We start from the raw sequence: 17,131 nt of genomic DNA, 5'->3' as shown, positions 1-17,131 counted from the left end.
TTCCATGTCCTACGAAACAACTTCTCCCGCCCACTGGGCACTGGGTCGCCTCAGCTGGGATGCCATTCCGATGGCACATGACCCCATCATTCTGGCAACCTTCATCGCCGTCTTGCTGGGCGGCATCGCCGTCACGGCGGGAATCACCAGGTTCCGCTTGTGGGGGCCCCTGTGGCGTGACTGGATCTGCAGCATCGACCACAAGAAGATCGGGATCATGTACATGATTCTGGGCATCGTCATGCTGCTGCGCGGCTTTGCCGACGCGGTGATGATGCGCCTGCAGCAGGCCATGGCCTTTGGCGACAACATGGGCTACCTGCCGCCCCACCACTACGACCAGATCTTCACCGCCCACGGCGTGATCATGATCTTTTTCGTGGCCATGCCGCTGGTCACGGGACTGATGAACTACCTTATCCCGCTGCAGATCGGTGCGCGCGACGTGGCCTTTCCCTTCCTTAACAATTTCAGCTTCTGGATGACCACGGCGGGCGCAGTGCTGGTGATGGTGTCACTGTTCCTGGGAGAGTTTTCAACATCAGGCTGGCTGGCGCTCTCCAACCTGGGGTCGCAAAGCGCAAGCACGGGTCTTGACTACTACATCTGGTCATTGCAGATAGCGGGTGTGGGCACCACGCTGTCAGGTATCAACCTGATCGTGACCATCGTCAAGATGCGCGCACCTGGCATGAGCCTGATGAAGATGCCCGTGTTCGTGTGGACCGCGCTGTGCACCAACGCACTCATCGTCGCATCGTTCCCCGTGCTGACGGCCGCGCTGGCACTGATGTCGCTGGACCGTTACGCCGGCACCAACTTCTTCACCAACGAGCTGGGCGGCAACCCCATGCTCTACGTGAACCTGATCTGGATCTGGGGCCACCCAGAGGTTTACATCCTGATCCTGCCCTGCTTTGGCATCTTCTCTGAAGTGGTGGCCACGTTCTGCAAGAAGCGCCTGTTTGGCTACACCTCCATGGTGTACGCCACCGTCGTTATCACCATCCTGTCTTACCTGGTGTGGCTGCACCACTTCTTCACCATGGGCTCTGGCGCCAGCGTGAACACGTTCTTTGGCATCACGACGATGATCATCTCGATCCCCACCGGGGCCAAGATCTTCAACTGGCTGTTCACCATGTACAAGGGCCGCATCCGGTTCGAGTTGCCCATGATGTGGACCGTGGCCTTCATGATTACGTTTGCCATCGGCGGCATGACCGGCGTGCTGCTGGCCGTGCCCCCGGCCGACTTCGTGCTGCACAACAGCCTGTTCCTGATTGCCCACTTCCACAACGTGATCATTGGCGGCGTGTTGTTTGGCCTGTTTGCGGGCATCAACTACTGGTACCCCAAGGCCTTTGGCTACAAGCTAGACCGCACCTGGGGCGTGCGCTCCTTCTGGCTGTGGGTAGTGGGCTTCTGGGTGGCGTTCGGCCCGCTGTATGTGCTGGGCCTGATGGGTGTCACCCGCCGCGTCAGCCACTTTGAAGATCAGTCGCTCCAGATCTGGTTCGTGATCGCCGCCATCGGGGCGGCCATGATCGCAGCGGGCATTGCCTGCTTCCTAATCCAGCTGGTGGTGAGCTACCTCAAGCGCGACGAACTGCGCGACTGGACGGGCGACCCCTGGGACGCACGCACGCTGGAATGGGCCACCTCGTCGCCTCCGCCCAGCTACAACTTCGCGTTCACCCCGGTGGTGCATGAGATCGACGCCTGGTGGGACATGAAAAAGCATGGCTACCAGCGCCCGCTCACTGGCTTTGCGCCTATCCACATGCCTGCCAACACAGGTTCGGGCGCGGTGATCTCTGCCCTGTCTCTGGTGTTCGGCTTTGCGCTGATCTGGCATATGTGGCTGCTGGCGGGTGTGTCATTTGCCGTGCTGCTGCTGGCGTCGATCATCCACACGTTCAACTACAAGCGTGACTTCTACATCCCGGCATCCGAAGTGAACTCCACCGAAGAAGCCCGCACTTTGCAACTGGCCCGCCATGTCTGAACTTCGCATCCAAGCAGGCGCCGCTGGCGCCCTGGCCCCGCGCGCATACCACCTGGCGCACGATCCCCACCCCGAAAACGGCACGGCCCTGGGCTTCTGGCTGTACCTGATGAGCGACTGCCTCATCTTTGCCGCCCTGTTTGCCACCTATGGCGTGCTGGGCCGCAGTTATGCGGCGGGCCCTACGGGCGCGCAGCTGTTTGACCTGACGCTGGTCGCCATCAACACAGCGTTCCTGCTGCTGTCATCCATCACCTTCGGCTTTGCCATGCTGCGCAAGCAGAAAAAGGATGTGAACGGCACGCTGCTGTGGCTGGCGGTCACCGGCCTTTTCGGCCTGTGCTTTCTGGCCCTGGAACTCTATGAGTTTTATCACCTGATCCAGCAGGGCGCCACACCCCAGCGCAGCGCCTTCCTGTCGGCCTTCTTTACGCTGGTGGGCACCCACGGCCTGCACGTCACCTTTGGCCTCATCTGGCTGGTGGTGCTGATGCTGCAGATCAAAAAGCACGGCTTGATCCCCGAGAACACTCGCCGCCTGATGTGCCTGTCCATGTTCTGGCACTTTCTGGACGTGATCTGGATTGGCGTATTTACTTTTGTGTACCTGATGGGAGTGCTGTAAATGAGCGCACAACACACAACGCACGCACACGACCACCACGGTGGTCACGGGCACGGGCATGAGGGCGATAGCCACCACCACGACGCCAACGAGCCACATAGCACGTTCTCTGGCTACATGACCGGGTTCGTGCTGTCGATCATTCTCACGGCCATTCCGTTCTGGCTGGTAATGGCCAAGGTGATTGCCGACCGCAACACCGCTGTGCTGGTGCTGGGCGGCTTTGCCGTCATCCAGATCCTCGTGCACATGGTTTACTTCCTGCACATGAACGGCAAGATCGAGGGCGGCTGGACGCTGCTGGCCACCATCTTCACCGTGGTGTTTGTGGCCATCACCATTGCAGGCACGCTGTGGGTGATGTTCCACATGAACACCAACATGATGCCGGAGCACCCGCCCATGCCGGGCATGGCACCCGCGGGCACCGAGCTGCGCTCGTCGCCCTGACCTGACGCACGGCCCAGGTCAAAGGTGGACGCTGCCATGCACACGGGCCGCCGCAGCCCGCACTCCACGTGGACGCTGGCCGTGCTCGCGCTGGTGGGTGTGGCCCTGTTTGCGGGGTTCATCGCCCTGGGGATGTGGCAAGTGCAACGCCGCTCCTGGAAGCTCGATCTGATCGAACGCACCACGGAGCGCCTCTACGCCACCCCGAGCGCGCCGCCACCTGCGGCGCAGTGGCCGCAGATCACCGCCCCGACGCACGAGTACCTGGCGGTACGGCTGCAGGGTGAATGGCTGGCAGACAAAACCCTGCTGACCCAAGCCACCACCGAGCTGGGTGCCGGGTTCTGGGTGATGACCCCCCTGCAGCAGGACGACAGCACACAGGTTCTAGTCAACAGGGGGTTTGTGCCTGCCAACCAGCGCGAGCAGTGGCAGAGCCAAGCGATCAACGCCACGGCGGGTGGGCCGGTGACCATCGAAGGCCTGCTGCGCATCAGCGAGCCGGGCGGGGGGTTCCTTCGCCGCAATGCGCCTGAGCAACAGCGCTGGCACTCACGCGATGTGGGGGCCATGGCGCAGGCATTGCAGCTGCCCAACGCAGCACCATATTTTGTGGATGTGGGTTTCCCGACCCGGCAAGGCGCCACCAACACCGAGCAGCGTCCGGCAGCGCAAGGCCCCTGGCCCCGCACCGGCCTTACGGTTGTGCGCTTTGCCAACAGCCACCTGGTTTATGCGCTGACCTGGTTTGGATTGGCACTGATGGTGGTAGGGGCCACTGTGGTTGTGGCACGCTACGAGATGCGTCTGCGCGCCCACAGCCGCGCCGCCCCTCCGCCATGACCAGTACCCGCCCCAGTAGCCGCAGACCCCCCCGGCCCTTACGGCCTTTGAGCAAAGCCAGTTCGGCCACCGCCACGGCCGGGCTCAAGAACCTGCAGCAGCTTATCCAGCTACGCTGGATTGCCGTGGTGGGCCAGCTGCTCACCATCGAGACCACGCACTACATCCTGGGCATGCCCCTGCCCATGCGAGAGATGCTCACTATCGTGGGCTGTATGGCGATCTTCAACATCGTCAGCCTGGTGCGCTGGCGCACCCGACGCAGCGTGCACGACGTCGAGATCTTCATTGGCCTGCTGATCGACGTGGCCGCGTTGACCGCCCAGCTGTACCTGAGCGGTGGCATCAGCAACCCCTTTGTTTTTCTGTACGTGCTACAGATTGCAGTGGGCGCGATGCTGCTGCGGGGCAGCTACATCTGGTTCATTGTTATTTTGACATCGGCGTGTGTGGTGCTGCTGGCCCAGCACAGCAAACCCCTGCCCATGGCGCCCAACATGCACGAGGGCTGGGCCAGCCCTTATGTGCTGGGGCTGCTCGTGTGTTTTGTGCTCAATGCCATCCTGGTGGTCATCTTCATCACCCGCATCAGCCGCAACCTGCGCCAGCGCGACGCCCGGCTGGCTGCAGTGCGCCAGCGTGCCGCCGAGGAGGAACACATCGTGCGCATGGGGTTGCTGGCATCGGGCGCCGCGCACGAGCTGGGCACGCCGCTGGCCACCATGGCCGTCATTTTGGGCGACTGGCGACGCATCCCCGCGTTGGCAACTGACCCCGTGCTGCAGGAAGAAATCGCCGAGATGGAAGCCCAGGTGCAACGCTGCAAAACCATTGTCAGCGGCATCCTGCTGTCCGCAGGCGAGACGCGCGGCGAGGACTCCAGCCAGACCACGGCGTGCCGGTTTCTTGACACTCTGGTGCAGGACTGGCGGGCCACGCGGTCGGTCGACCAGTTTGTGTTTGACAACCACATTGAAGACGACCGCCCCATGGTGGCCGATGCCACGCTGGAGCAAATGGTTTTCAATGTGCTGGACAATGCCCGTGATGCGTCGCCGCACTGGGTGAGCCTGCAGGCGCGCAGTGATGCTGAGGTGCTGCGCATCGTGGTCAGCGACCGGGGGCCCGGCTTCTCCGCAGCGGTACTGAAACAGATTGGCACGCCCTACCAGTCGACCAAGGGGCGCCCCGGCGGCGGGCTAGGGCTGTTCCTGTCGATGAACGTGGCACGCACGCTGGGCGGCACCGTGGCAGCGCGCAACCTTGAGGGCGGTGGCGCCGAGGTCACCATCACGATCCCGCTGGCGGCCATTGCATTGCAAGACAAGCGACCCAACCACCATGGACACTGAAAACCCGCTGCTGCTGATCGTGGAGGATGACGAGGCCTTTGCCCGCACCCTTGCGCGCTCGTTCGAGCGGCGGGGTTACCGCGTGCTGCACGCCGACAGCCTGGCGCATATGGAGCAGCTGCTCTTTGAGCACATGCCCGTGTACGCGGTGGTAGACCTCAAGCTCAAGGGCGAAGCCTCGGGCCTGGCTTGTGTGCGGATGCTCCATGCCCACAGCAACACCATGCGTATCGTCGTGCTCACCGGCTTTGCCAGCATCTCGACTGCGGTGGAGGCCGTCAAACTCGGAGCCGTACACTACCTGGCCAAGCCATCCAACACCGACGACATCGAAGCCGCCTTTGGCCTGATGGAGGGCAACGCCGAGGTCGAGCTAACCAACCGCTCCAGCTCCATCAAGACGCTGGAATGGGAACGCATTCACGAGGTGCTGGCCGAAACCGACTTCAACATCTCGGAAGCAGCCCGCCGGCTGGGCATGCACCGCCGCACCCTTAGCCGCAAGCTGGGCAAGCAGCGCGTGTGAGCACGCGGCGCCTGCCCATTGCAGGCAGCCGCATCGCCATTGCGCACGTTTTGCGCATGGCACCTTCTCCAAACAGCAGTGCTTTCGTGCCTTTGACACCGGCCAAGGCCGTCTAACATCGTGTGCCCCGCGCCGCAGCACTGCGCCAGCGGCGAATCGCTGCCTGGTGTTGCCACCCGGTACGCCTTGCAGCTACAAAAAACACGATTTCTGGAGACCCATGTTCGACACCGCCCTGCTGCTCACTGCCGCCTTCGCGGCCGGCGCCCTCAACGCGGTTGCAGGCGGCGGCAGCTTCCTGACCCTGCCCGCGCTCGTTTTCACCGGCGTGCCGCCGGTGGTGGCCAACGCCACGGGCACCGTGGCCCTACTACCTGGCTACATGGCAGGGGCCTGGGGTTTTCGGGAAGACATGCAACCGCCACCCGGCCTGTCCATGCGGGCTGTGATTCTGCTGGCTCTCATCGGTGGCTCGGCGGGGGCTGCCTTGCTGCTCATCACGCCTGATGCCACCTTCCGCAAGGTGGTGCCCTGGCTGCTGCTGGCGGCCACGGCCATGTTCGCCTTTGGCCCCACGCTGCGGCAGTGGGCGGGGGCGTCTGCCCACGGCCCCGCACAGCCATGGAAGGCCGCGCTGGGCATGTTGGCAGTCGCGGGCTATGGCGGCTATTTCAACGGGGGTTTGGGCATCTTGCTGCTGGCGCTGTTCGGCCTCCTGGGGCAGACGCAACTCAACGCCATGAATGGGATGAAGAACCTCGTGTCTGCCCTGCTGACTGCCATCGCCGTGGCAATCTACGCGGCGGGCGGCATCGTGCTGTGGCCGCAGGCGCTGATGATGATGGTGGCCGCCACCGCAGGCGGCTACGGCGGCGCACGGGTGGCGCGCAAACTGCCTGCGAATGTGCTGCGCTGGGGCATCGTGGCCACCGGCCTGGTAATGGCAGCGGTGTTCTTCTGGCGCCAGTGAAAGCAAGCGCAGTGTCACCTTCTTCATCCGGGGCCACCCCAGCGGGTAACGAGCGCCCGCAGCCCCGCGCTCTGTGGGCCATGCTGTTGACGCTGCTGAGCGGCTTCGCGCTCAGCCAGGCCTTTCGCACCACCACCGCCATGGTGGCGCAAGGGCTGACGGCGGATTTTGGGCTTTCGCCCGGGTCGCTGGGCGCCTTTGCCGGGCTGTTCGGCCTGTCGTTTGGCGTGGCCCAGTTGCTGATGGGCGTGGGGCTGGACCTGTATGGCCTGCGCCGAACCGTGCTCACTGCGTTTCCGCTGGCCATCGCAGGTTCGGCGCTTTCTGCCGCGGCACCGGGTTACGCCTGGCTCATGGTGGGCCAGCTGATGATCGGGGTGGGCTGCTCGCCCGCCTTCCTGGCCTGCACACTGTTTATCGCGCGGCATTTTCCGGCGGAGCGGTTTGCCTACCTCTCCGGGGTGGCCATGGGCGTTGGCGGGCTGGGCCTGCTGTTCACGGGCACGCCACTGGCATGGCTGGTGCAACACGGCGGGGGGTGGCGCACGGGCTATGCGGTGCTGGCGGTGTTGAGCGCGCTGTCGTGGCTGATGATCTACCTGCGGGTGCATGAGCCTGCGCCCCTGGCCCCACCCCCGGCGCAGCGTGAAACCTGGGGCCAGGCCTTGCGGGGCTTTGGCGAGCTGCTGATAGTGCCGCACACCTGGGGCATTCTGGTGCTCGGCATGTCGGGCTATGCTGCGTTCCTGTCGCTGCGCGGCTTGTGGCTGGCACCGCTGCTGATGGACCGCTACCACCTCTCGCTGGTGGACAGCGGCAACGTGGCGCTGGGCCTCTCGCTCATCGCCCTCTTCGCGCCCGGTCTGGCGGGACGGCTGGACCCGGGCACCGGCCGCCGCAGGTGGTGGATCGGCAATGCGTCGCTGCTGATGGCCGCACTGTTTGCCGTGCTTGCGCTAATGCGCGTGCACGCGGCCGCCAGCGTGGTGCTGATCTTGCTGATGGGCCTGCTGTCGGGCTACGGCGTGCTGCAGTACGCCGACGTGCGCGCGTCTTACCGGCCCGCGCTGACGGGCCGCGCCCTGTCGGCATACACCATGGCGATGTTCCTGGGCGTGGCGCTGATGCAGTGGTTCACCGGCTTCGTCGCCACCTGGGCACAGCGCTGGGGGTGGGATGCACACACCGCTGTCATGCTGACCATCGCGGCATGGCTTGCGTTGGCGTCGGTGGCGTTCCGGGTGCTGCCGGTGTCGCCACTGCTTGTTCTTCAGAAATAGTGCTCACCTCAGGCTTTCGGGGATTCTGCACACGAATCCTGAGAACCTGTTCAAAATGCCATGAACGGCTGGTGCACTGGACTGAACCGGTCCCACTGATCGAGCCCTGCGCGCCAGTGCTTTCCAAAAGACAGCATCTCCGGCCCGCTGCAACCTCTCAAACCAGGGAGCGCAAGCAAGACACTCAACCCCCGTGGAATCCCACGGCAACTGCAAACTATTGTTAAACGCGGTGTTTACCCGCACCGCCGCCTGTTGCACACAGCCAGGCAGCGGCTGCGTCGCTATAGTCCATGGCAACCTACAAAGTTGTAGTAACCGCTTTGCGGCAATACCGCACCAACCCGAGAACATGCGCCATGAGCAGCGTTTTGAAGCGAAACAATGTCAAGATTTTGGGCGACGAAGGCCCTGTGCTGATGTATGCGCATGGCTTTGGGTGCAGTCAAGACATGTGGAGCTTGGTTACACCGGCGTTCAGAGCTACGCACCGCCAAGTAATGTTCGACTATGTGGGCAGCGGCGGATCGGATCGGGCAGCGTTTGACCGGCTGCGGTATGCCGACCTTAAAGGTTACGCACTGGACGTCCTGGAAATATGCGATGCCCTTGGCCTGGACGAAGGGGTGACTTTTGTGGGCCATTCGGTCAGCTGCAGCATCGGCATGCTCGCGTCGATAGAGCGGCCTTCGCTGTTTGACCGGCTGGTTTTGCTGGGCCCATCGCCGTGCTTTCTGAATGACCCGCCCGGCTACGCTGGGGGCTTCGAGCGTGACGACCTGGAAGGCCTGCTGGCGCTGATGGATCAAAACTACATGGGATGGGCCAACTACCTGGCACCGGTGGTTGCAGGAAATGCAGGAGCTGGCGACGTGACCAGCACGCTGACCGACAGTTTTTGCTCGACGGACCCGGCCGTTGCAAAAGTGTTCGCTCGGGCCACATTCTTCGCAGACAACCGGGCAGACCTGGCCAAGGTCTCGCGCCCGTCGTTGCTTTTGCAACACCGCAGCGACACTCTGGCACCCCTTTCCGTCGGGGAGTATCTGCATGCCCACCTGCCGGACAGCACGCTTGAAGTGCTCGACGTTTCCGGCCATTGCGCGCACATGAGCAACCCCGACCTTGTGATCAAAGCCATGCGCGACTACCTGGATCAGGCTGCCGTCAGCGCCTGACGCAAAGGCAAGGCCCCTTCCATGAATCTGCTGGACCAATTGCCCTGCGCGGTGATCGTCACGGACGAAGGGGGCCGCCTGCTGGACGTCAACGCAGCACTTCTTGCGCTTGCAGGGGGGGCACGAGAGGATCGCATCGGGGTTTTGTTGGAAGCACTGCTGCCGCCAGCCAGCCGTATTTTTTTGCAGACCCATATCTGGCCCACCTTGCTGCGGGACGGGCAGATCAGCGAGATCCATTTGCAAGTCAGCGGCGGCGACAAAACTCGCGTACCGGTGCTGCTCGATAGCCGCCGGGGGGAATACAACGGCGCTCCCGCCTATTTTTGGAGCCTTGTTTCCACCCACGAGCGCCACCGCTTCGAGGCTGAACTCATTGAACAGCGCAACCTGGCAGAGTCGGCGGGCCTGGCGCTCGGCGAAAGCCAGCGCTTTATTCGCGCCATCGCTGACGCGATCCCAGGCATGGTCGCTTACTGGGGTAAGGATCGGCGATGCCGCTTTGCCAACCATGCCTACGCGCAATGGTTCGGCAGGCAACCGCACGAGTTGATCGGCATGTCGCGCGAAGAGCTGCTGGGCGAACGCATCGTTGAATGGAACGAGGATTACGCCCACGCTGCGCTGGCAGGACACGAACAGAATTTCGAACGTGCAGTGACCAATTTTGATGGAAGTCGCCGCCACATCCTGGCGCACTACGTCCCCGATATCGCAGGCAGCGAGGTGCTTGGTTTTTTCGTCAATGTCAGTGACGTGACCGCACTCAAGACAGCGCAGTTGGCACTGGAAGAAGCCCAGAGGCTTGGTCAAACAGGCAGTTGGAACTGGCAAGTCGAGGGGGATGTGGTGACGTGGTCTCCGCAGATGTACTCGATTCTCGGCGGCGACCCACAGGCACCCGCACCCAGTTTTGAAGATCAATCGCGCATTTACCTGCCGGAAGACTATGCCAAGCTCGCAGAGCGGGTATCCAATGCGCTGAGCACCGGCCAGGACTACGTCCTGGATCTGCGCTACCGGCGACCCGGTGGCCATACAGGCTGGGTGGAGGCGCGCGGCGAGGCTGTGCGCGATGCGTCTGGGCGCATCAGCGGCCTGCGCGGAACACTTCAGGAAATCACGCAGCGGCGGGAGCAGCAACAGGCGCTGGTGATCGCGCAAGGTCGACTGCGGGCGATGTACGAAACCACGCCTGCCATGCTCCACTCCATTGATGCCCAAGGCCGAATTCTGCATGTCAGCGATGCTTGGCTCGCTTGTCTAGGCTACCGCCGCGAGGAAGTCATTGGCCGATTGTCGTCAGATTTCCTCACCGAAGAGTCCCGCCGGCGGGCCAAAGAGGAAGTCCTGCCGACCTTCTTTGCCGCCGGCCGGTGCGACGAAGTGCCCTACCAAATGGTCACGCGCCAGGGCGAAATCATCGACGTTTTGCTGTCCGCGCTTATGGAGCGCGACGAGCACGGCCAGCCCTTGCGCAGTCTCTCGGTCAGCCAGGACGTGACGCTTCGCAGGCGCGCGGAGACAGCCCTGGCCAGGGAGCACGAGCGACTACGCAACCTCATAGAGGGCACGAACGCCGGCACCTGGGAATGGAACGTCCGAACCGGCGAGGTGATCGTCAACCCTCGCTGGGCGGAGATCATCGGCTGGACCATCGAAGAACTGGGCGTCATAACGAACCAGTACCGTGCAGACATCGCCCACCCGGACGAGCTGCCCCAGACCCAGCAGTTGCTGCGCGAGCATTTTGCGGGCCGTAGCGACGCCTATGTGTTCGAACTGCGCCTGCGCCATCGGGATGGCTCTTGGATTTGGGTCGAAGACCGGGGAAGGCTCATCACACGCACCGCCGACGGCAAGCCCGAGTGGGTGTTTGGTATCCACATCGACATTTCCGAGAGAAAACGCCGTGACGAAGCCATGCTGCAACTAAGCGCCGAACTGGCTCAGCAGCACGAACTGATGAGGGTCACCCTCCAGTCGATTGGGGACGCCGTCATCACCACCAATGCCGATGGGCTGATCAGCTGGCTCAACCCGGTGGCCGAGCGCATGACGGGGTGGCTGTCTTCGGAGTCGATCGGGCGCCCCTTGCTGCAGGTGTTTCACATCGTCAACGAAGAAACGCGCGAGCCCGCACCCGACCCGGTGGCGGCGTGCCTGGCCGAAGGCAAGACGGTGGGCCTGGCCCCCAAAACCTTGCTCATTGCGCGAGACGGCACTGAACACGGAATCCAGGACTCGGCGGCCCCCATTCGCAGTCCGCAGGGCGAAATGCTCGGCGTTGTGCTGGTCTTTCATGATGTCAGCGAGCAGCGCAGGCTCAGTGGCGAGATGACCTATCGGGCCACGCACGATTCGCTGACCGGTCTTGTCAACCGCGCGGAGTTCGAGTCGCGCTTGCTCAGAACGCTACGCCATGCGCAGGACAACGACAGCAGCCATGCTCTGTTCTACATTGACCTGGACCAGTTCAAGCTGGTCAATGACGCATGTGGTCACGCCATCGGTGACCAGTTGTTGCAGCAGGTCAGCAAGCTGCTGGGGGACTCGATCCGTGCGCGCGACACCCTTGCGCGCCTGGGCGGTGACGAATTCGCCATCATCCTGGAGCACTGCACCATGGAACAGGCGAGTCGGATTGCCCAAAAGATCTGTGACCGCATGAACGACTTTCGGTTTGTCCATGGGGAGAAACGTTTTCGGATCGGCACCAGCATTGGCCTCGTTCCGCTGGACAAGCGGTGGGCCAACGTCTCAGCCATTCAGCAGGCTGCCGATGCCTCGTGCTATGCGGCCAAGGAGGCCGGGAGAAATCGCGTCCACGCATGGTTTGAAACCGACGTGACCATGCGCGAAAGAAACCATGAGATGCAGTGGACGACCCGGATCCAGCACGCGCTGGACCACGATGGCTTTGTGCTGTTTGCGCAGCGCATTCATTGCCTGAGGGATCAAGCGCCGGGCATTCACGCCGAAGTTCTGCTGCGTTTGAGAAACGACGACGGATCGTTGGTGCAGCCCGGAGTGTTCCTGCCTGCCGCCGAACGCTTTCATCTGGCGTCGCGCATTGACCGCTGGGTTTTACAAAACTCGGTCCGTTGGCTCCAAAGCCTGAACGAGCCTGGCCTGATCGACAGCCTCAGCGTCAACCTTTCGGGGCAATCGGTGGGCGACAGGGCGTTTCACGCATGGGCACTCGAATTGTTTGGCGCAGCCGGTGCAACGGTTTGCTCCAAGCTCTGCATCGAAATCACAGAAACAGCCGCCGTCACCAACCTTGCGGACGCGGCGACCTTCATCGGCCATGTCCGCGCCGGCGGGGTGAAAGTCGCACTGGACGACTTCGGCGCTGGTGCGTCGTCGTTCGGGTACCTCAAAGCCCTGCCTGTTGACTACCTGAAGATCGACGGGCAGTTCATTCGAAACCTTATCAGCGATCCACTGGACGAAGCGGCGGTCCGCTGTTTTGCCGATGTCGCCAGGCTGATGAGGCTGGAAACGGTGGCTGAGTTTGTAGAAAGCCCCGAAGTGCTGCAGCGCCTCAAGGAGATGGGGGTGGACTATGCGCAGGGATATCTCAAGCACTGCCCCGAGCCCATCGACCGCCTGACTGAGACTGCGGCCAAGGCGGAGGCGAATGCCTTGTGAGCGCAGTGCCCAAAGGCACGGCGCTGACAGCTGACCGCCGCGCCGCTACAGACAAGCATGACTGGGGCCGAAATTTTAGCAAAAACAGGCTCTAGCGCTTATCCATCAAGCGCCAGCAGCTATCATTTTTAAATATCAACACGTCGGTGGCGCCATGCGCAGCGGTATCGTCACCGGCCCGTCGTTGACCAGGTGCACCTGCATGTCCGCCGCAAACTGGCCCGTGGCCACGTCGGGGTGCACCTTGCGGGCCTGGGCCACCACATAGTCGTACAGCCTGCGGCCGTCGTCCGGCGCGGCGGCCTGGGTGAAACTGGGGCGGTTGCCGCCCGTGGTGTCTGCCGCCAGGGTGAACTGGCTCACCAGCAGCAGCCCGCCTCCGGTGTCCTGCACGCTCTGGTTCATCTTGCCTGCGGCGTCTGAAAAGATGCGCAGCTTGAGGATCTTGGCCAGCAATCTGTCGGCCTCCGCCTCGGTGTCGCCACGCTCGGCACACACCAGCACCAACAGGCCGGGCCCGATGGCGCCCACGGTCTGTCCTTCCACATCCACGCGGGCTTCACGCACACGTTGCAATACGCTGATCACTTCGTTGTTTCCTTGGGGTCGTCACGGGGGTCGTCAAAATGCGCTTCCACGTCGGTAGGCAGCAGCTCGATGGTGGCGCGCAGGCCGGGCACGGCGGTCATGAGTGCGCGCTCGACCTGGCCGCGCAGCTCCGCGGCGTGGCGCAAAGTCCAGTGCGCGGGCATGTGCAGGTGCATGTCTACAAACTGGCGCTGGCCTGCGCGGCGGGTGGATACATGGTCGAACCGCACGGCGCCAGGCGGCTGGGCCGATACGAACTGCTGCAGTGTGGTGTCGATGGTGGCCTGCACCTCGGGCTCTACGGCTGAATCCATGAGGCCCTGGGACGAGCGCCAGACGAGTGAAACGCCTTCCTTGAGGATGTTCAGCGCCACCGCAATTGCGGCCACGGCGTCCAGCCACAGCCAGCCGGTGAGCACCGCGCCCGCAATGCCCACCAGCACGCCCGCCGAGGTCCACACATCGGTGACCAGGTGGCGGGCGTCGGCCTCCAGCGCTATGGAACGGTACTCGCGCGCCGACCGGAACATGAGCCACGCCAAGAATCCGTTGAGCGCCGAGCTGAGCACCGACAGGCCCAGACCCCAGCCCACTTGTTCAATCGGTTGCGGGTCGAACAAGCGGTGCCCCGCCGCCCACAAGATGCCTGCTGACACCCCCACGATGAGGATGCCCTCGAACCCCGACGAGAAATACTCGGCCTTGTGGTGGCCATAGGGGTGGTCATCATCCGCAGGCCGTGCTGCCACGGTCACCATGGCCAGCGCAAACATGGCGCTGGCCAGGTTCACAAACGACTCCATGGCATCAGACAGCAAACCCACCGACCCGGTGACCACCCAGGCCAGCGTCTTGAGCGCGATGGTGACCACCGCCACCGCAATCGACGCCCACAGCAGGTTGCGGGGCGTGAGCCAGTGGTGCGGCTTGGGGGGAACGTTGGACATGGAGGGAGTATGGGCGAGGCGCGACGAGCGCCAGCCCGAAATTACACCAGAGCCGCCTTTGGGCAGCTTTAAGGTCGCTTCAAACCGTCGCAAGCCACACGCCTGTGCAAGCCCCCATGCCAGAATCCGCGCATGACCCGGGCATGGCGCCAGCGCCTCCTTCCACGACCTGTACAACGCCACCTCACCAGCCTGCTGCTGTGGGCCGCTATCGCGTGTGCGGGGGTCAGCTGGCTGACTGTGGCGCGCCTGCAGCAATTGCACGCCGCGTTCGAGACCGACGCGCGCATCGTGCACCGGCTGCTGAGCCAGCGTGTGGTGCAGCACGACGCCATCATGGCCACGCTGGCGCTGCTGCAACCCGCTGCGGCTGCGGGCGACAGCACCAGCACCGCATCGTCGCCTCTGCCACGGCTGACCTCGGTGTACCCGCAGATCCTGTCGGTGCTGCAGCGCACAGCGCAAAGCGACTGGCCCCCTGCACTGCAGGCAGAGCTGGCAGCGGCCGAAGCCACGTCGCGCCGCACCGGCCACGCCGCCATGGCGGGCGTGAACCTGCCCGCGGGCCGCTACTACCTGGTGCTGGCTGCCACGCCCGCCAGCTACGCGCTGCACATCGACCTGCGCACCACCATCCCCAACGACGAGTGGCCCATGGACCGGGCGACAAGCCCCGTGCGGGTGACGCTGGAGCAGGGCGGCGAGGCCTTTGTGGTGCAGCCCGGGCAGGCCGACCTGGCCAGCGGCATCCGCACCTACGACTTTCACAAACTGCTGGCGGCACCCAGCCAGCCGCTGGACGTGGTGGCGCGCCGCAGCGTCGGCCTGAACGAGCTGCCCTGGTGGGGCATGCTGGGCTGGTGCCTGCTGACTGCGGCGCTGTGGGCGGCAGGCCGCGCCCTGCGGCGCCAGCGTGTGGCCCGCCAGCGGGCCGAAGAGCTGCTGCGCCTGGGGCAGGTGGCGCGGCTGAACACGCTGGGCGAGCTGGCAGCCGGCATGGCGCACGAGCTGAACCAGCCGCTGACCGCCCTGCTGTCCAGCACCCAGGCCGCCCAGCGCCTGCTGACCGATGACCCGCCCGACCTCGACACCGCGCAAACGGCCATGGCCCGCGCGGTAGAGCAAGCGCGCCGCGCGTCTACCGTGGTGGGCCGCCTGCGCCGACTGGTGGAGCGGCCCGACCTGGTGGGGCAAGCCCAGCCGCTGGCCATGCCTGCAGCGGTGCACGACGCGCTGCACCTGCTGGAGCCCGAGCTGGCGCAGCGCGGTGTGGTGCCCGAGGTGTCTGCCGCCCCTGACCTGCCCCACGTGTTAGCCGAACCCGTTGCCCTGCAGCAGATCATTCACAACCTGCTGATGAACGCCCTGCAGGCGCTGGAGCAGGTGCCGCCCGCCGAGCGCCAGCTGCGCGTTTCAATGCAACGTGCAGATGCTGCGCATGTGGTGCTATCGGTGCGCGACCATGGCCCGGGCATACCGCCCGACGCGCGCCAGCACCTGTTCGAGCCGTTCTACACCACGCGCACCGGTGGGCTGGGCCTGGGCCTGACGCTGTGCGAGAGCCTGGCGCAAGCCATGGGAGCGCAACTGACCCTGGCGCCCGAATCCACGCACCCGGCCACTGGCCGCCCGGGCGCCGAGTTTGTGCTGACCCTGCCCACCTCACCGCCTGCCAATGACCGATAACGCGCCATCCCTCTCGCCCCTGATCCACCTCGTGGACGACGATGCCGCCGTGCGTGACAGCCTGGGCCTGCTCATCAGCACCGTGGGCTTGCGCGTACAGACCTGGGCTGACCCGCAAACCTTCATGGCGGGGTTTGACCGCGCCAGCATCGGCGCCATCGTGCTGGACGTGCGCATGCCCGGCATCAGCGGCCTCACGGTGCTGGAGCAGCTGCTGGCGCACGGCGTGGACCAGCCCATGATCTTGCTGACCGGCCACGGCACCGTGGAGATGTGCCGCCGCGCGTTCAAAGCCGGCGCGGCGGAGTTTCTGGAAAAGCCGGTGGACGACGAGGTGCTGATCGAAGCCCTGCAGAACGCAGTGCGCCAGCATGTGCGGTCCCGCGAGCGCCACCAGGCGGACCAGCAGGCGCGCGAACGTTTTGCGCAACTGTCGGCCCGCGAGCGCGAGGTGCTGGGCCTCATCGTCGAGGGGCTGACCAACAAAGAAATCGGCCGGGCGCTCGAACTCTCACCCCGCACGGTGGAGACGCACCGCGCCAACCTGTTCGCCAAACTGGGGGCGGAATCGCTGGCGCAGCTGATACGGCGGTATGCGGCACTGGTGGACTTGGCGGCTTGAATCAGTCTGCATGGGACTTCCGTAGTTCTACGGAGGCACGCGCGTAGCCGCACGAATGGCTGAAAACAGCGGCAATTTCTACAGTTCTCCCACGGCGCCACAACCGGTGGCCCCGACGTCAAAAACACCGGAGAACACCATGCAAAACCGCCTCGCCACCATCGCCGCCTTCACCCTGTCCCTGATCGCCACAGCGGCCAGCGCCGAAGGCGTACGCACCGAAAAGAACATCTCACTGGACCTGGCCACGCAGATCGCCGCGCAAACCGTCGCCACCTGCGGCGCCAACGGCTACAACGTGACCGCCACCGTGGTGGACCGCGCAGGCACCGTGCGCGCCGTGCACCGCGCCGACAACGCAGGCCCCCACACGCTGGAAGCCAGCCGCCTGAAGGCCTACAC

Annotated in this window: 15 protein-coding genes; 13 read left to right on the top strand and 2 right to left on the bottom strand. The window is 64.1% G+C overall.

Annotation, left to right across the window (positions count from 1 at the left end):
• Positions 1 to 4 precede the first annotated feature (4 nt).
• From cyoB to ACK4OE_RS10035, 10 genes are all read left to right on the top strand, one after another.
• Positions 5 to 2,008 (top strand): cytochrome o ubiquinol oxidase subunit I, encoded by a 2,004-nt coding sequence (gene cyoB, locus ACK4OE_RS10080; RefSeq protein ID WP_409884680.1) that lies wholly within the window; start codon positions 5 to 7, stop codon positions 2,006 to 2,008.
• Entirely contained in the window at positions 2,001 to 2,633 is a 633-nt protein-coding gene (gene cyoC, locus ACK4OE_RS10075) for a cytochrome o ubiquinol oxidase subunit III (RefSeq protein ID WP_409884679.1), read from the top strand. The genes cyoB and cyoC overlap by 8 nt, the downstream gene beginning before the upstream one ends.
• Positions 2,634 to 3,083 (top strand): cytochrome o ubiquinol oxidase subunit IV, encoded by a 450-nt coding sequence (cyoD, locus tag ACK4OE_RS10070; RefSeq protein ID WP_409884678.1) that lies wholly within the window; start codon positions 2,634 to 2,636, stop codon positions 3,081 to 3,083.
• Positions 3,084 to 3,119: 36 nt separating this feature from the next.
• Positions 3,120 to 3,926 carry an SURF1 family protein gene (locus tag ACK4OE_RS10065; RefSeq protein ID WP_409884677.1) on the top strand — a complete coding sequence of 269 codons (807 nt, stop codon included), beginning with the start codon at positions 3,120 to 3,122 and terminating at the stop codon, positions 3,924 to 3,926.
• Positions 3,923 to 5,278 (top strand): ATP-binding protein, encoded by a 1,356-nt coding sequence (locus tag ACK4OE_RS10060; RefSeq protein ID WP_409884676.1) that lies wholly within the window; start codon positions 3,923 to 3,925, stop codon positions 5,276 to 5,278. The genes ACK4OE_RS10065 and ACK4OE_RS10060 overlap by 4 nt, the downstream gene beginning before the upstream one ends.
• Positions 5,268 to 5,804 (top strand): response regulator transcription factor, encoded by a 537-nt coding sequence (locus ACK4OE_RS10055; RefSeq protein ID WP_409884675.1) that lies wholly within the window; start codon positions 5,268 to 5,270, stop codon positions 5,802 to 5,804. The genes ACK4OE_RS10060 and ACK4OE_RS10055 overlap by 11 nt, the downstream gene beginning before the upstream one ends.
• A gap of 220 nt (positions 5,805 to 6,024) precedes the next feature.
• Positions 6,025 to 6,774: a sulfite exporter TauE/SafE family protein gene (locus ACK4OE_RS10050; RefSeq protein ID WP_409884674.1), complete on the top strand. Its 750-nt coding sequence runs from the start codon at positions 6,025 to 6,027 to the stop codon at positions 6,772 to 6,774.
• Positions 6,775 to 6,854: 80 nt separating this feature from the next.
• Positions 6,855 to 8,054, top strand: coding sequence for an MFS transporter (locus ACK4OE_RS10045; RefSeq protein ID WP_409884673.1), 1,200 nt, complete (start codon positions 6,855 to 6,857; stop codon positions 8,052 to 8,054).
• 359 nt (positions 8,055 to 8,413) lie between these two features.
• A complete protein-coding gene (locus ACK4OE_RS10040) occupies positions 8,414 to 9,232 on the top strand; it encodes an alpha/beta fold hydrolase (RefSeq protein ID WP_409884672.1) in 819 nt (272 codons plus the stop codon).
• Positions 9,233 to 9,253: 21 nt separating this feature from the next.
• Positions 9,254 to 12,886 (top strand): PAS domain S-box protein, encoded by a 3,633-nt coding sequence (locus ACK4OE_RS10035; protein WP_409884671.1) that lies wholly within the window; start codon positions 9,254 to 9,256, stop codon positions 12,884 to 12,886.
• A gap of 135 nt (positions 12,887 to 13,021) precedes the next feature.
• On the opposite strand, the gene dtd is transcribed toward ACK4OE_RS10035, so the two are convergent.
• Positions 13,022 to 13,474: a D-aminoacyl-tRNA deacylase gene (gene dtd, locus ACK4OE_RS10030; RefSeq protein WP_409884670.1), complete on the bottom strand. Its 453-nt coding sequence runs from the start codon at positions 13,472 to 13,474 to the stop codon at positions 13,022 to 13,024.
• A complete protein-coding gene (locus ACK4OE_RS10025) occupies positions 13,471 to 14,421 on the bottom strand; it encodes a cation diffusion facilitator family transporter (protein ID WP_409884669.1) in 951 nt (316 codons plus the stop codon). Before ACK4OE_RS10025 ends, dtd begins: the two co-directional genes overlap by 4 nt.
• A 132-nt stretch (positions 14,422 to 14,553) precedes the next feature.
• Here ACK4OE_RS10025 and ACK4OE_RS10020 point away from each other — a divergent pair, with 132 nt between their 5' ends.
• From ACK4OE_RS10020 to ACK4OE_RS10010, 3 genes are all read left to right on the top strand, one after another.
• Complete coding sequence (locus ACK4OE_RS10020; RefSeq protein ID WP_409884668.1) at positions 14,554 to 16,107, top strand: sensor histidine kinase; 1,554 nt, start codon at positions 14,554 to 14,556, stop codon at positions 16,105 to 16,107.
• Positions 16,097 to 16,729 (top strand): response regulator transcription factor, encoded by a 633-nt coding sequence (locus tag ACK4OE_RS10015; protein WP_409884667.1) that lies wholly within the window; start codon positions 16,097 to 16,099, stop codon positions 16,727 to 16,729. The genes ACK4OE_RS10020 and ACK4OE_RS10015 overlap by 11 nt, the downstream gene beginning before the upstream one ends.
• Before the next feature lie 139 nt (positions 16,730 to 16,868).
• Positions 16,869 to 17,131: GlcG/HbpS family heme-binding protein (locus ACK4OE_RS10010; RefSeq protein ID WP_409884666.1), on the top strand; the 263-nt coding region annotated here is incomplete at its 3' end.

The organism is Acidovorax sp., assembly GCF_046314175.1.
Lineage (GTDB): Bacteria > Pseudomonadota > Gammaproteobacteria > Burkholderiales > Burkholderiaceae_C > Acidovorax.
Note: the sequence above shows the minus strand (reverse complement) of the source record. Positions and strands in the feature narration are given on the sequence as shown.

What these genes read in the sequence shown, in the direction of transcription:
- cyoD (WP_409884678.1), top strand. Translation starts at nt 2,634, where the DNA reads ATGAGCGCACAACACACAACGCACGCACACGACCACCACGGTGGTCAC.
- ACK4OE_RS10060 (WP_409884676.1), top strand. Translation starts at nt 3,923, where the DNA reads ATGACCAGTACCCGCCCCAGTAGCCGCAGACCCCCCCGGCCCTTACGG.
- cyoB (WP_409884680.1), top strand. Translation starts at nt 5, where the DNA reads ATGTCCTACGAAACAACTTCTCCCGCCCACTGGGCACTGGGTCGCCTC.
- ACK4OE_RS10055 (WP_409884675.1), top strand. Translation starts at nt 5,268, where the DNA reads ATGGACACTGAAAACCCGCTGCTGCTGATCGTGGAGGATGACGAGGCC.
- ACK4OE_RS10050 (WP_409884674.1), top strand. Translation starts at nt 6,025, where the DNA reads ATGTTCGACACCGCCCTGCTGCTCACTGCCGCCTTCGCGGCCGGCGCC.
- ACK4OE_RS10015 (WP_409884667.1), top strand. Translation starts at nt 16,097, where the DNA reads ATGACCGATAACGCGCCATCCCTCTCGCCCCTGATCCACCTCGTGGAC.
- cyoC (WP_409884679.1), top strand. Translation starts at nt 2,001, where the DNA reads ATGTCTGAACTTCGCATCCAAGCAGGCGCCGCTGGCGCCCTGGCCCCG.
- ACK4OE_RS10040 (WP_409884672.1), top strand. Translation starts at nt 8,414, where the DNA reads ATGAGCAGCGTTTTGAAGCGAAACAATGTCAAGATTTTGGGCGACGAA.
- ACK4OE_RS10020 (WP_409884668.1), top strand. Translation starts at nt 14,554, where the DNA reads ATGACCCGGGCATGGCGCCAGCGCCTCCTTCCACGACCTGTACAACGC.
- ACK4OE_RS10045 (WP_409884673.1), top strand. Translation starts at nt 6,855, where the DNA reads ATGCTGTTGACGCTGCTGAGCGGCTTCGCGCTCAGCCAGGCCTTTCGC.
- ACK4OE_RS10035 (WP_409884671.1), top strand. Translation starts at nt 9,254, where the DNA reads ATGAATCTGCTGGACCAATTGCCCTGCGCGGTGATCGTCACGGACGAA.
- ACK4OE_RS10065 (WP_409884677.1), top strand. Translation starts at nt 3,120, where the DNA reads ATGCACACGGGCCGCCGCAGCCCGCACTCCACGTGGACGCTGGCCGTG.
- ACK4OE_RS10025 (WP_409884669.1), bottom strand. Translation starts at nt 14,421, where the DNA reads ATGTCCAACGTTCCCCCCAAGCCGCACCACTGGCTCACGCCCCGCAAC.